Below are 13,656 nucleotides of genomic sequence, written 5' to 3' on the forward strand. Positions count from 1 at the left end.
GTAGTTGCTGCATACAAGGTGATCATGTGGTGAAGAAAACGCTGTTTCAATTGCACTGGTTCTTTGGCATCACCGCTGGCCTGGTGCTGGCCTTGATGGGTATCACCGGGGCGCTTTACTCGTTTCAGGAGGAACTGCTGCGCGCCGTCAATGCCGATGTTCTCAAGGTAGCAGTGCGCGCCGAAGGCGTGCTGCCGCCGGCCGAGCTGGTACGGCGGGTCGAGGCCCAGCAACAGGACAAAGTGGCAATGCTGTGGGTTGACGTGCGCGACGGCAATGCCGCACGAATCTTCTTCACGCCCCCACCGGGCGAGCGCCGTGGCCAGCTGCGCTATGCCGATCCCTACACCGGTGAACTCAAGGGTGAAGCAACCGGCCAAGCCTTCTTCAACCTCATGCTCAACCTGCACCGTTTTCTGGCCATGGGCGACACTGGCCGGCAGATCACCGGTGCCTGCACCTTGATGCTGGTGTTCTTCTGCCTCTCCGGCCTGTACCTGCGCTGGCCGCGCAAGGCGCTGGACTGGCGCGCCTGGCTGACCTTCGACTGGGCCAAGACGGGCCGCGCGTTCAACTGGGACCTGCATGCCGTGGCCGGGACCTGGTGCCTGCTGTTCTACCTGCTGTTCGCCCTGACCGGGCTGTTCTGGTCTTACGAGTGGTACCGCAACGGCCTGAACAAGCTGCTGGCAGATACTCCGGCCGCCGCTCAGCAGCAAAAGCGCGGCGAAGGCCGTGGCCGCCATGGGCCACAGAAAATCGACAAAAACGCCCCGCCACTGGTGGTCGACTACGACGCGATCTGGGCCAACCTCAAGGATAACGCCGGCCCGGGCCTGGCCATGTACAACCTGCGCCTGCCACCGGTGGGCGGCCAGCCGGCCAATCTGTTCTACCTGCTGGACAACGCCGACCACCCCCGCGCCTTCAATACCCTGGTGCTGGACCCGGCCACCGGCCAGGTGAAAAAACATGACCGCTACACCGACAAATCCTTCAAGGCCCAGCTGCTGCAGAGCGTCTATGCCCTGCATGTCGGCGAGTACTTCGGCCTGCCGGGGCGCATCATCGTCACCCTTGCCAGCCTGACCATGCCGCTGTTCTTCATCACCGGCTGGCTGCTGTACCTCGACCGTCGCCGCAAGAAGCGCCAGGTGCGCGCGGCCCGTGGCAAAGTCCTCGACAGCCATGGCAGTGGTGACAGCTGGCTGATCGGTTTTGCCAGCCAGAGCGGCCTGGCCGAGCAGCTTGCCTGGCAGAGCGCCGGTCAGTTGCAGGCTGCCGGCCTGCCGGTACAGGTACGCGCCCTGGCCGAACTGAGTGAAAGCGACCTGCGCCAGGCCCGTCGTGCGCTGTTCGTGGTCAGTACCTTCGGTGATGGCGAAGCCCCCGACAGCGCCCGCGTCTTCGAACGCAAGGTGCTTGGCCAGCCGTGGGCGCTGGATAACCTCAGCTATGCCCTGCTTGCCCTGGGCGATCGCCAATACCCGCACTTCTGCGGCTTTGCCCGGCGCCTGCAGGCCTGGCTGGGTGAGCGCGGAGCCAGCAGTGCATTCAGCTCGGTGGAAGTGGACAATGCCGACCAGGCCGCCCTGCTGCAGTGGCAACAGGAACTGGCGCAACTGACTGGCGCCCGTCCGGTGGCCGCCTGGCAGCCGCCAAGCTTTGGCAACTGGTCACTGGTTCGCCGCGAACTGCTCAACCCGGGCAGTCAGGGCCAACCGGTGTACCTGCTCGGCCTGCAGCCGCAACACCCCGCCAGCTGGGAAGCCGGCGACCTGGTGGAAATCCTGCCGCTCAATGGCCAGCCTCGGATCGACGCCTTCCTCACTGGCATGGCACTGGCCCCCGGGACCAAGGTGCAGGTGAACGGCCTGACCGAAACCCTCGCCCAGGCCTTGGCCGGTCGGCAGTTGCCGGCCCGGCGCGAGCACCTGATCGGCTTGCAGCCGCAAGCGCTGGTCGATGCGCTGGTGCCGATCGGCAGCCGCGAGTATTCGATCGCCTCGATCGCCAGCGATGGCCTGCTGGAGTTGATCGTGCGCCAGGAGCGCCACGCCGATGGCCACTTGGGCCTGGGCTCCGGCTGGCTGACCGAGTACTTGCCGCTGAACGGCATGCTGAGCCTGCGGGTGCGGCGTAACAGCAGCTTCCACCTGCCGGAAACGGCGGCACCGCTGGTACTGATCGGTAACGGCACCGGCCTGGCCGGCCTGCGCAGCCTGATGCGCGCGCGGGTGAGTGCAGGTGAGCAACGCAACTGGCTGCTGTTTGGCGAACGCAACCGGGCGTACGACCTGTTGTGTGGCGAGGAACTGCAAGGCTGGCTGGCAAGCGGCGACCTGGCGCGCCTGGACCTGGCGTTTTCGCGGGACCAGGCCGAGAAGGTGTATGTGCAGGATGTGTTGTTGCAGCAGGCCGATGAGTTCAAGCGCTGGGTGCAGGACGGGGCTTGTGTGTATGTGTGCGGCAGCCTGCAGGGTATGGCGGCAGGTGTCGACGCGGCGCTCAACGGCATCCTGGGCGAAGCAGTCGTGCAGCAACTGATCGAGGATGGGCGCTATCGGCGGGATGTGTACTGATCGGAAACTGATGTAACCAGCACCGGCCTCTTTGCGGGTAAACCCGCTCCCACAGGGTCCTCACAGATCTTGAATACTGTGCGGTACCTGTGGGAGCGGGTTTACCCGCGAAGGGGCCGGTACCGACTGTCAGTGCAGCTCGAAGGTGTCAGCATCCAGGTTGGCCGGGAACTTGGCCCGGTATGCCGCCAGTTCCGCTGCGCTCAATACGACGGTGAACACCCCGTCCGCCTCCCCCGCACTGAGCAGGCTCTCGCCCTGGAAGTCCAGCACCTGGCTGTCGCCCGAATAGGCAAAGCCCTTGCCATCGGTGCCCACCCGATTCACCGCCGCCACATAGCACAGGTTCTCGATACCCCGGGCCGGCAACAGGCGGTTCCAGTGCTGGCGGCGCGCAGCCGGCCAGTTGGCGGTATACAGCAGCAGGTCGGTGTCCTGGGCATCGCGGCTCCACACCGGGAAGCGCAGGTCGTAGCAGATCAGCGGGCGGATCCGCCAGCCTTTGAGCTCGAACTGTACCTGGCGCTCGCCCGGGGTGTAATGCTTGTGCTCACCGGCCATGCGGAACAGGTGGCGCTTGTCGTAGTGCAGGATCTCGCCATCCGGTCGTGCCCACAGCAGGCGGTTACGGTGGCTGCCATCGGCGGCCTGGATGATCACGCTGCCGGTGACAACTGCGTTGCACTTCTTCGCCTGCGCCTTCAACCATTTGTAGGTCGGGCCGTTCTCAGGCTCGCACAGGCTCTGCGACTGCATAGAGAAACCGGTAGTAAACATTTCCGGCAGAATCACCAGGTCCACCTCGCCTACCTGGGCCAGCAGCTCCTCGAAGTGTGCATGGTTGGCCTCACGGTCATGCCAGACCAGGGTGGTTTGCACCAGGGCGACTTTCAGGTTGGGCAGTGTGCTCAGATCGCGCATAGTCTTTCCGCTGCCTGACGCAGCGTCTCCTCTCGTTTGGCAAAGCACAGGCGGACCAGGCGTTGCGCGGGGATGGGCTGCTGGTAGAACACTGACACCGGGATGCTCGCCACACCGTGCTCACGGGTCAGCCACAGTGCCATGTCGACATCGTTCAGGTCCGGGCGGATCTGCGAGTAGTCCACCAGCTGGAAATAGGTGCCCGCCGTGCGGGTGAAACGAAACCGCGAAGTGTCGAGCAAACCGCAGAACAGGTCGCGCTTGGCCTGGTAGAAGCCCGGCAATTCATCGATATGCTCGGGATGCTCGGCCATGAAGTCAGCCAGCGCGCACTGCAACGGCGTCACCCCGCAGAAGTTGACGTACTGGTGCACCTTGCGCAGCTCAGCGCTCAGCGCCGGCGGTGCAATCACATAACCGGTCTTCCAGCCGGTAACGTGATAGGTCTTGCCGAACGAGCTGACCACGAAAGCGCGCGAGTACAGCTGCTCATGGGCCAGTACGCTGGCATGGCGCACACCGTCATACACCAGATGCTCGTACACTTCGTCGCTGATCAGGTAGATATCGCGGTCGGCGATAAGCTGCGCCAGCTGGTCCAGGTCTGCACGGCTGATCAGCGCACCGCTGGGGTTGTGCGGCGAGTTGAGAATGACCATGCGCGTGCGCGGGCTGAGCGCGTCGGCAAACTGCTGCCAGTCGATACGGAAGTCACCATCGCTCAGACGCACATGCACGCAACGGCCACCGGCCAGTTCAACGGACGGCTCGTAGCTGTCGTAGCTCGGGTCGAAGACGATCACCTCGTCGCCCACGTGGACCAGCGCCTGGATGGCACAGAAAATCGCCTCGGTGGCACCGGGCGTGATGGTCACTTCCTGGTCGGCATCCACCTGTGCACCGTATAGCCGCGCGACCTTGGCCGCCACCTGCTGGCGCAAGACCGGCAGGCCGGTCATCGGTGAGTACTGGTTATGTCCGGCAGCCACATGCCGGCCCACCGCATCGAGCAGCGCCTGCGGGCCATTGAAGTCGGGGAAGCCCTGCGACAGGTTGAGCGCGCCGGTCTGCGCGGCGAGCTGGGACATGCTGGTGAAGATGGTCGTGCCGACGTTCGGCAGTTTGCTGCGGATCATGAAGCCCTCTTTCCTGGGGTGTATCCGGCACGGGGTGGAGTCCGAGCATAGCGGATCGAGCGGTCAGGAAAAAGGTTGAAACGATGGGGGCATTGCGCTGGATCAAAGGCCCCTTTGCCGGTGATCCCGCCCCCACAGGTTCTCGACAGACTCGATCACTGCGCAGTACCTGTGGGAGCGGGCCTACCCGCGAAGAAGCTGACGCGGAATCAGCGTTTCTTGTCGCGACGCTTCTTCTCGGCCTTCTTGTGGTGCGACATCAGGCGGCGTTTCTTGTTGACCTGACGGTCGGTGAGGGTGTTCTTCTTGCCCTCGTACGGGTTCTCACCGCCCTTGTATTCGATGCGAATCGGCGTCCCGACCAGTTTCAGTACACGGCGGTAGGTGTTTTCCAGGTAACGCGAGTACGACTTCGGAATCTTGTCGGTCTGGTTGCCGTGGATCACGATCAGCGGCGGGTTGGCACCACCAAGGTGGGCATAGCGCAGCTTGATGCGGCGGCCATTGACCAGCGGCGGCTGGTGCTCGCTCACGGCATCCTCGAGGATCTGCGTCAGGCGGCTGGTCGGCCAACGGGTCACGGCCGACTTGAACGCAGCCTGTACCGACTTGTACAGGTGGCCCACGCCGGTACCGTGCAAGGCGGAGATGAAGTGGATGTCGGCGAAGTCGACGAAGAACAGCCGGCGCTCCAGCTCGGTCTTCACGTAGTCGCGTTCGCCCGGCTCCATGCCGTCCCACTTGTTCAGGGCGATGACGATGGCGCGGCCGGCTTCCAGGGCGAAACCCAGCAGGTTCAGGTCGTGGTCCACCACGCCTTCGCGGGCGTCCATGACGAAGATCACCACGTTGGCGTCCTTGATCGCCTGCAGCGTCTTCACCACCGAGAACTTCTCGACTTCCTCGTGGATCTTGCCGCGCTTGCGCACGCCGGCGGTGTCGATGAAGGTGTACTTCTCGTCGTCGCGCTCGAACGGGATGTAGATGCTGTCGCGGGTGGTGCCCGGCTGGTCGTACACCACCACGCGCTCTTCGCCGAGCATGCGGTTGACCAGGGTCGACTTGCCCACGTTGGGGCGGCCGATGATGGCGATCTTGATGCCGTCCTTCTCGCTCGGGCCAGGGATGCGCACCGCTTCTTCGCCTTCGGCGACTTCCGCGTCCAGCGCTTCCTCGACCTGGTCGCGCGGCAGGTGGCCGAGCACGGCCTCCATCAACGCATTGATGCCGCGGCCCTGGGAGCCCGCCACCGGAATGGCATTGCCCATGCCCAGCGGCGAGAACTCGGCGCGGGCAACGTCGGCATCGATGTTGTCGATCTTGTTGGCAACCAGGATCGCTTCCTTGTTCCGCTTGCGCAGGTGCTCGGCGATCATCTGGTCAGCGGCGGTCATGCCAGCACGGGCGTCAACCAGGAACAGCACATAATCGGCTTCTTCGATGGCCATGAGCGACTGCTCGGCCATTTTCTCGTCCATGCCCACTTCGTCACCGGTGATACCGCCGGTGTCGATCAGGATGAAGGAACGACCCTGCCAGGTGGCATCACCGTACTGGCGGTCACGGGTCAGGCCCGACAGGTCACCGACGATGGCATCGCGGGTCTTGGTCAGGCGGTTGAACATGGTGGATTTGCCGACGTTCGGGCGGCCCACCAGGGCGATTACGGGAACCATTCGGCTCTCCACTCTTGAATTCTTGAAAATGCAAAGGCCGCTGCAAGGCAGCGGCCGGAGTTCGGGCGGCGTGTCCTACGCCGCGGCTTGAAGCCCGCCAAGGCTTCAAGCATAGCTTCAGCGGATGGTCAGTGCCTCGAGCTTGCCGCTGTTGCCAAAGACGTAGATGGTGTCGCCGACCACAAGTGGACGGGCACGCAGGCCATCGCTGTCGATACGCTCACGGCCGACGAAGCGGCCATCGACCTGGCTCAGCAGGTGCAGGTAGCCCTCGAAGTCACCCACCGCCACGTAGCTGGAGAACACTTCCGGCGCGGTCAGCTGGCGACGCGCCATGGTGTCGTTGCTCCACAGCGCGCTGGAAGAGCGTTCATCGACGCTTTCGACAGTGCCGGAAGCTTCGCTGACGTAGACGTTGCCAAAGCCCTGGGCGACACCCACGTAACTGGAGGCATCGCGCTGCCACAGCACGCGGCCGCTTTCCAGGTCCAGGCCCGCGACGCGGCCCTGGTAGGTGCTGACGTACAGGGTACCACCCGACAGCAGCAGGCCGCCGTCGATGTCGACCACACGGTCCAGCTCGGAACGACCCTGCGGAATCGCCACACGGCTTTCCCACACCGGTACACCGTTGTTGATGTCCACCGCCACCACCTTGCCGGTGGACAGGCCGGCGACGGCCAGGCGGTTGGTGACGATCGGCGCACCGGTACCACGCAGGGTCAGCACAGCCGGGCTGTTCTCGTAGATCCAGCGGCGGTCACCGGTGGCGGCATCCAGGCCGATCAGGCGATCGTCCTGGGTCTGCACCACCACCACGTCACCGTTGCTGGCCGGCGGGGCCAGCACTTCGCTGGTCACGCGGGAGCGCCAGCGTTCCTCGCCAGTGCTGGAATCCAGGGCAATCACTTCACCCTTGAGGGTACCCAGCATGACCAGGCCATAGCCGACGCCGACAGCACCGGAAACCGGCAGCTCGAGGTCCTTCTTCCACACCACGTCTCCGGTGATGCGGTCGAGGGCGAAGACTTCACCGTTGACGTCGGAAGCATAGATACGGTCGTTTTCGATCGCCGGCACCAGGGTATTGTAGGTTTCACCCTGGCCGTCGCCGATCGAACGGCTCCACTGCTTCTTCAGCACCACTTCCTCGGTGAACTTGGTCAGCTCGGCCGGGGGCAGTTCCTTCTTGCTGTTGCTGCTGCAACCTGCGGCCAGGACGGCCAGGGTCAGCACTGCTGCATGTTTCCAACCGATCACTTACGCGTCCCCTTTGGCCAAGTCATCCAGCTTCAATTGCAGGCCACCGACCGCCGCCTCATCGGACAACGCAGCCTTGGCTTTCTCGTAAGCGCTATGCGCATCGTCGGCACGCCCCAGTTGCACCAGCAAGTCACCTTTCAACTCTTCACGGCTGGCCAGGAAGGCCTGCTCGGCGTCGCCGTCAAGCAGCTTGAGCGCGTCCTCGGCCTTGTTCTGGGCCGCCAGCACGCGTGCCAGGCGCTGCCGCGCAATTTCGCCCAGGGTGGCATCGGCCGGCTTGTCCAGCACGCTTTTCAGCTCGGCAGCGGCGTCGTCGAGCTTGCCGCTCTCGACCGCGACCTTGGCCACGAACAGGCTGCCATACTGGGCGTAGGCGGTACCACCGAACTCGCTCTTGAGCTTGCCGGCCAGTTCCGCGACCTTGGTCGCGTCAGGCTGGCCAGTGGGCGTCAGGCTGGTTTCCAGCAAGGCCTGGTACAGCTGCGAGGCACCTTGCGACTGATTGTTCTGGTACTTGTGCCAGGTATTCCAGCCCAATACCACCACGCCAGCCAGCAGGGCACCGGTCAGCAGCGGCTTGCCGTTGCGGTTCCACCAGTCCTTGACCCCTGCCAGTTCATCATCGGTACTCGACACCCCAATACTCCTTTTCGCCTATTCGCTTGTTGAACCGCGTTACGCCTGCGCGATCGCGGTTTCCAGGTGCTCAGCCAGAGCATCCCAGGCAATGTTCTGTTGTTCGCCCTGACCACGCAGGGGCTTGAAGCCGATCTCTTGCTTGGCCAGTTCGTCATCACCGAGGATCAGCGCGAACAGCGCGCCGCTCTTGTCGGCTTTCTTGAACTGGCTCTTGAAGCTGCCACCACCGGCGTTGACCGCCAGGCGCAGGCCCGGCATGCGGTCACGCAGGCCCTCGGACAAGCGCAGGCCAGCCAGTTCGGCCTGTTCGCCGAAGGCGCACAGGTAGACGTCGATCTGTCGGCTGATGGACTCGGGCACCTTGCCCAGGGTTTCCAGCAGCAGGATCAGGCGCTCGATACCCATGGCGAAACCGACGCCCGGAGTCGGCTTGCCGCCCATCTGCTCGACCAGGCCGTCGTAGCGGCCACCGGCGCAGACCGTGCCCTGGGCGCCGAGCTTGTCGGTAACCCACTCGAACACGGTCTTGCTGTAGTAGTCCAGCCCGCGCACCAGCTTGGTATTGATCACGAACGGGATACCGGCAGCGTCCAGGCGGGCCTTGAGGCCCTCGAAGTGCACGCGCGATTCTTCGTCGAGGTAGTCTTCCAGCTTCGGCGCACCGACCAGCACCGCCTGGGTGTTCTGGTCCTTGCTGTCGAGGATGCGCAGTGGGTTGCTCTTCAGCCGGCGCTGGCTGTCTTCATCCAGCTGCTCCAAGCGTGCCGAGAGGAACTCGACCAGCGCATCCCGGTAGCGCGCACGGGCTTCGCTGGTGCCCAGGCTGTTGAGTTCCAGCTTGACCGCGTCCTGGATGCCCAGCAGGCCCCACAGACGCCAGGTCAGCATGATCAGCTCGGCATCGATGTCCGGGCCGTCCAGGTTGAACACTTCCACGCCAATCTGGTGGAACTGGCGGTAGCGGCCTTTCTGCGGGCGCTCGTGGCGGAACATCTGGCCGATGTACCACAGCTTCTGGACCTGGCCGTTGCCAGTGATGCCATGCTCGAGCACGGCACGCACGCAGGCGGCCGTGCCTTCCGGACGCAGGGTCAGCGAGTCGCCGTTGCGGTCCTCGAAGGTGTACATCTCTTTTTCGACGATGTCGGTCACTTCGCCGATCGAGCGCTTGAACAGCTCGGTGAACTCGACGATCGGCGTGCGGATCTGGCTATACCCGTAGGTATCCAGCAGGCCGGCCACGGTGCCTTCGAAGTAGCGCCACAGCGGCGACTGTTCAGGCAGGATGTCGTTCATGCCACGGATGGCTTGCAGCGATTTGCTCACGAAAAGTCCTTACGAATTCGGGTGTCAGCCACGGACGATCAGCGCCGCGTCGGCTTCGGCCTTCTCGGCCGCTTTCTGGCGGATGAGCTTCTCCAGCTCGTCGACCAGGTTGTCGTTGGTCAGCTTCTGCGCCGGCTTGCCGTCGATATAGACCAGGTTCGGCGTACCGCCGGTCAGCCCGACATGGGACTCCTTGGCCTCGCCCGGGCCATTGACCACGCAACCGATGACCGCTACGTCCAGCGGTACCAGCAGGTCTTCCAGGCGCCCTTCCAGCTCGTTCATGGTCTTGACCACATCGAAGTTCTGCCGCGAGCAGCTCGGGCAGGCGATGAAGTTGATGCCACGCGAACGCAGGTGCAGCGACTTGAGGATGTCGTAGCCAACCTTCACTTCTTCGACCGGGTCGGCCGCCAACGAGATACGGATGGTATCGCCAATGCCTTCGGCCAGCAGCATACCGAGGCCGACAGCGGATTTCACCGTCCCCGAGCGCAGGCCGCCGGCCTCGGTGATGCCCAGGTGCAGCGGCTGCACGATCTGCCTGGCCAGCAGACGGTAGGCTTCGACGGCCATGAACACGTCGGAAGCCTTGACGCTGACCTTGAAGTCCTGGAAATCCAGGCGGTCGAGGTGCTCGACATGGCGCAGCGCCGACTCGACCAGCGCCGCCGGGGTCGGTTCGCCATACTTCTTCTGCAGGTCCTTCTCCAGGGAGCCGGCGTTGACGCCGATACGGATCGGGATGCCACGGTCGCGGGCGGCATCGACCACTGCGCGCACGCGGTCTTCACGGCCGATGTTGCCTGGGTTGATACGCAGGCAGTCGACGCCCAGTTCGGCTACACGCAGGGCGATCTTGTAGTCGAAGTGAATATCGGCAACCAGCGGCACGCTGACTTGCTGCTTGATGCGGCCGAACGCCTCGGCGGCGTCCATGTCCGGCACCGAGACCCGCACGATGTCCACGCCGGCATCGACCAGGCGCTGGATCTGCGCCACGGTGGCGGCCACATCGTTGGTGTCGGTATTGGTCATGCTCTGCACCGCGATAGGCGCATCACCACCCACCGGCACATTGCCGACCCAGATTTTGCGGGATTCGCGACGTTTGATCGGAGATTCGCCGTGCATGACTTACTGTCCCAACTTCAGGCGAGCGGTTTCGCCACTGGTGAACGGGGCAACATCGACGGCCTGGCCGTTGTAGCTGACCTGGGCGCCACGGGCAAAGCCCAGGCGTACCGCGAACGGCGGCTTGCCGGTCAGCTCGAGGTTGTCCCCCTTGCGCTTGATGGCGCTGAACAGCACCTTGCCATTACCGTCGCTGACCTGGGTCCAGCAATCGGCGCTGAACTGGATGGCCACCTTGGCGCTGCCGGCCGGCACTTCGGCGGGCACGGCTGGCGAGGCTGGCTCGGCGGCGGCTACGGCCGGCGCAGGAGCGACCGGTGCAGCCGCCGGGGGCACAGCGACCGGTGCTACCGGCGCAGGCGTGACTACCGGTGCGCTGGCTGCTGCCTGCACTGGAGCCTGCTGCGCGGGCGCCGCGGTGGGTGCTGTGGCAGCGGCTGATGCCGAGTTTGCCGGAGCCTGTTCGGCGACGGCATCGGGCTGCCCGGCGGCGCCTTGCTCCAGCGGCAGCGGCGCGGTTTCGGGCTGCTGGCCGGCCGAAACGGCCTGGTCTTCTGGCTCATCGAGCGGGTGAATCTGGGTGGTACCGTCGGCGCTTTCGACTTCGACGTGTTCCAGTGCGATCTTGGCCAGGTCCTTGCCACGCAGGCTGCCCTGGTCCTGCCACCAGACGAAACCACCACCGACCACCGCCACCAGCAGCAGCAGACTGACGCCACGCAGGATGTTGTGCGACAGACGCACGGGCTCTTCGATACGGCCCAGCGAGTGCACGTCGCTGCCTTTGGCGTGGGTGCCGGTGTAGCGGTCGAAGGCATCCACCAGGGCGGCCTGGTCCAGGTCCATCAGCTTGGCATAGGCGCGGATGTAGCCACGGGCGAAAGTATGCCCGGGCAGCTTGTCGAAGGCGCCGGTTTCCACGTGGTTCAACGAGCTGACAGTGAGGTTGAGCTTGCGGGCCACCTCGGCTTGTGACCAGTCCCGGTTCTCACGGGCCTGACGCAAAAGCTCACCGGGGTTCTGGCCAGGCGCTACGGCTACTTCGGGATGCGCGGCTTTCATCGTTGCTCCGACAGGTATTGCTGATATTCCGGCGTACCGGGATAAAGTCGTTGTAATTGCTGGCCCAGCTCGGCCAGTTTGCCCTGCTCGTCGAACACCCTGGCAAGGCGGCTGCCCAGCAGCAGGCTACGGGCATCGTGTTCGCTCAGTTGGCTGAAACGATCGTAGTAGTCCCGGGCCGGCACATAATGCCTGTTTTCGTAGGACAACTCAGCCATTTCCAGCAACGCTTTCGGTTGCCGCTGGTTGAGTTGCAAAGCTTTCAGCAAATAGGCGTGCGCCTGGTCGCGGCGTTCGAGCTTGAGGGCAGTCAGGCCCAGGTTCTCGTAAACCCGTGAACGCTCAGGATACAGGGTATCGGCGCTGGCCAGGCGAAACATCTGCTCAGCCTCGGCGAATCGTCCCTGAGCATAAAGGAAACTGCCGTAATTGTTGCGAATTCGCGTGTCGCCGCTGCGCAGCTGCAGTGCCCTGCGGTAATGGCCTTCGGCCGTTTCCGGCTCGCCCTCGGCCTGCAGTACCAGGGCCAGGGCGGCGTGCGCATCGGCATCATCCTCGTCCAGGGCCAAGGCCTTGCCCAGCGGCGCCTTGGCCTGCTCGGTCAAACCTTGTTGCAAATAACCCAGGCCTAGCTGCACATAAGCCCGCCCCGCCTCCGCCCTGCCCTGGCGGCTGGCCAGCGGATCGCCCGCGCCGCCTGACACGCAGCCGGCCAGCAGCGAAAGCGCAAGGATCGACAGCGCGGCGCGCAGGCTCATGGGCAAGGTCCGGTCAGTGCTGCGCAGCACTGTCTGGCAGGTCGGCATCCGCAGACAGCTGGCGCACAGCGATGTAGCGTTCGCTGCGGCGGGTGCGGTCGTTGACCTGGCCAACCAGCTGGCCGCAGGCAGCATCGATGTCGTCACCACGGGTAGTACGGGTAGTGACATTGAAGCCGCCATGGTGCAACAGATCCTGGAATCGGCGAATGGCGTTGTTGCTTGGCCGCTCGTAGCCCGAATGCGGGAACGGGTTGAACGGGATCAGGTTGATCTTGCACGGCACGTCGCGCAGCAGTTCGATCATTTGCGCTGCATGCTCGGGCTGGTCGTTGACGTCCTTGAGCAAAGTGTACTCGATGGTCAGCACGCGCTTGCCGCCCAGGGTGGACATATAGCCCATGCACGATTCCAGCAGCATCTTCAGCGGGTACTTCTTGTTGATCGGTACCAGCTTGTTGCGCAGTTCGTCGTTCGGCGCGTGCAGCGACAGGGCCAGCGACACATCGATGTGCTTGGCCAGCTCGTCGATCATCGGCACGACGCCCGAAGTCGAGAGGGTGACGCGACGCTTGGAAATGCCATAGCCCAGATCTTCCATCATGATCTTCATGGCGGCGATGACATTGTCGAAATTCAGCAGGGGTTCGCCCATGCCCATCATGACCACGTTGGTAATGGCGCGGTCGATCTTGGCCGGAACGGTCCCGAAGGATTTGTTGGCAAGCCATACCTGGCCGATCACTTCGGCGGCGGTGAGGTTGCTGTTGAAGCCTTGCTTGCCGGTGGAGCAGAAGCTGCAGTCCAGGGCGCAGCCGGCTTGCGACGAGACACACAGGGTGCCGCGGTCGTCGGTGGGGATGTAGACGGTTTCGACGCAGCTGCCGGAAGCAACGCGCACCACCCACTTGCGGGTACCGTCGGCGGAAATGTCTTCACTGACCACTTCCGGGCCCCGAATCTCGGCAACGGCCTCGAGCTTTTCGCGCAAGGCCTTGCCGACATTGGTCATGGCGGCGAAATCGTCGACGCCATAGTGGTGAATCCATTTCATGACCTGACCGGCACGAAAACGCTTCTCTCCGATCGACTCGAAGAATTTTTCCATTTCCTGCAGGGTCAGGCCCAACAGGTTGATCTTGCCAGTCATGTCACTCAT

The 13,656-nt window shown here is 63.9% G+C and carries 11 protein-coding genes; 1 reads left to right on the top strand and 10 read right to left on the bottom strand.

Going from position 1 to position 13,656, the window contains the following annotated elements; genetic code table 11:
- Positions 1–26: 26 nt before the first annotated feature.
- Positions 27–2,582 (top strand): sulfite reductase flavoprotein subunit alpha, encoded by a 2,556-nt coding sequence (locus B4L76_RS08015; RefSeq protein WP_296231710.1) that lies wholly within the window; start codon positions 27–29, stop codon positions 2,580–2,582.
- 129 nt (positions 2,583–2,711) lie between these two features.
- Here B4L76_RS08015 and B4L76_RS08020 read toward each other — a convergent pair whose 3' ends face one another.
- From B4L76_RS08020 to rlmN, 10 genes are all read right to left on the bottom strand, one after another.
- Complete coding sequence (locus B4L76_RS08020) at positions 2,712–3,503, bottom strand: amidohydrolase (RefSeq protein WP_296231711.1); 792 nt, start codon at positions 3,501–3,503, stop codon at positions 2,712–2,714.
- Positions 3,491–4,639, bottom strand: coding sequence for a pyridoxal phosphate-dependent aminotransferase (locus B4L76_RS08025; protein ID WP_296231712.1), 1,149 nt, complete (start codon positions 4,637–4,639; stop codon positions 3,491–3,493). The genes B4L76_RS08020 and B4L76_RS08025 overlap by 13 nt, the downstream gene beginning before the upstream one ends.
- A 209-nt stretch (positions 4,640–4,848) precedes the next feature.
- Complete coding sequence (gene der / locus B4L76_RS08030; RefSeq protein ID WP_296231713.1) at positions 4,849–6,315, bottom strand: ribosome biogenesis GTPase Der; 1,467 nt, start codon at positions 6,313–6,315, stop codon at positions 4,849–4,851.
- A 117-nt stretch (positions 6,316–6,432) separates the two neighbouring features.
- Complete coding sequence (gene bamB / locus B4L76_RS08035; RefSeq protein ID WP_296231715.1) at positions 6,433–7,575, bottom strand: outer membrane protein assembly factor BamB; 1,143 nt, start codon at positions 7,573–7,575, stop codon at positions 6,433–6,435.
- Positions 7,576–8,214 carry a tetratricopeptide repeat protein gene (locus B4L76_RS08040; RefSeq protein ID WP_225780494.1) on the bottom strand — a complete coding sequence of 213 codons (639 nt, stop codon included), beginning with the start codon at positions 8,212–8,214 and terminating at the stop codon, positions 7,576–7,578.
- A gap of 39 nt (positions 8,215–8,253) precedes the next feature.
- Complete coding sequence (gene hisS, locus B4L76_RS08045; RefSeq protein WP_296231717.1) at positions 8,254–9,543, bottom strand: histidine--tRNA ligase; 1,290 nt, start codon at positions 9,541–9,543, stop codon at positions 8,254–8,256.
- Between the two features lie 24 nt (positions 9,544–9,567).
- A complete protein-coding gene (ispG, locus tag B4L76_RS08050; protein ID WP_296231718.1) occupies positions 9,568–10,677 on the bottom strand; it encodes a flavodoxin-dependent (E)-4-hydroxy-3-methylbut-2-enyl-diphosphate synthase in 1,110 nt (369 codons plus the stop codon).
- A gap of 3 nt (positions 10,678–10,680) precedes the next feature.
- Complete coding sequence (locus B4L76_RS08055) at positions 10,681–11,739, bottom strand: RodZ domain-containing protein (protein WP_296231719.1); 1,059 nt, start codon at positions 11,737–11,739, stop codon at positions 10,681–10,683.
- Positions 11,736–12,497, bottom strand: coding sequence for a type IV pilus biogenesis/stability protein PilW (gene pilW / locus B4L76_RS08060; RefSeq protein WP_296231720.1), 762 nt, complete (start codon positions 12,495–12,497; stop codon positions 11,736–11,738). Before pilW ends, B4L76_RS08055 begins: the two co-directional genes overlap by 4 nt.
- Before the next feature lie 13 nt (positions 12,498–12,510).
- Entirely contained in the window at positions 12,511–13,656 is a 1,146-nt protein-coding gene (gene rlmN, locus B4L76_RS08065) for a 23S rRNA (adenine(2503)-C(2))-methyltransferase RlmN (protein WP_289133907.1), read from the bottom strand.

The organism is Pseudomonas sp. UBA4617, from assembly GCF_002386445.1.
Lineage (GTDB): Bacteria > Pseudomonadota > Gammaproteobacteria > Pseudomonadales > Pseudomonadaceae > Aquipseudomonas.

Coding starts and splice junctions, on each gene's coding strand:
- B4L76_RS08020 (WP_296231711.1), bottom strand. CDS start 3,503: ATGCGCGATCTGAGCACACTGCCCAACCTGAAAGTCGCCCTGGTGCAA.
- B4L76_RS08025 (WP_296231712.1), bottom strand. CDS start 4,639: ATGATCCGCAGCAAACTGCCGAACGTCGGCACGACCATCTTCACCAGC.
- der (WP_296231713.1), bottom strand. CDS start 6,315: ATGGTTCCCGTAATCGCCCTGGTGGGCCGCCCGAACGTCGGCAAATCC.
- ispG (WP_296231718.1), bottom strand. CDS start 10,677: ATGCACGGCGAATCTCCGATCAAACGTCGCGAATCCCGCAAAATCTGG.
- B4L76_RS08055 (WP_296231719.1), bottom strand. CDS start 11,739: ATGAAAGCCGCGCATCCCGAAGTAGCCGTAGCGCCTGGCCAGAACCCC.
- pilW (WP_296231720.1), bottom strand. CDS start 12,497: ATGAGCCTGCGCGCCGCGCTGTCGATCCTTGCGCTTTCGCTGCTGGCC.
- rlmN (WP_289133907.1), bottom strand. CDS start 13,656: ATGAGTGACATGACTGGCAAGATCAACCTGTTGGGCCTGACCCTGCAG.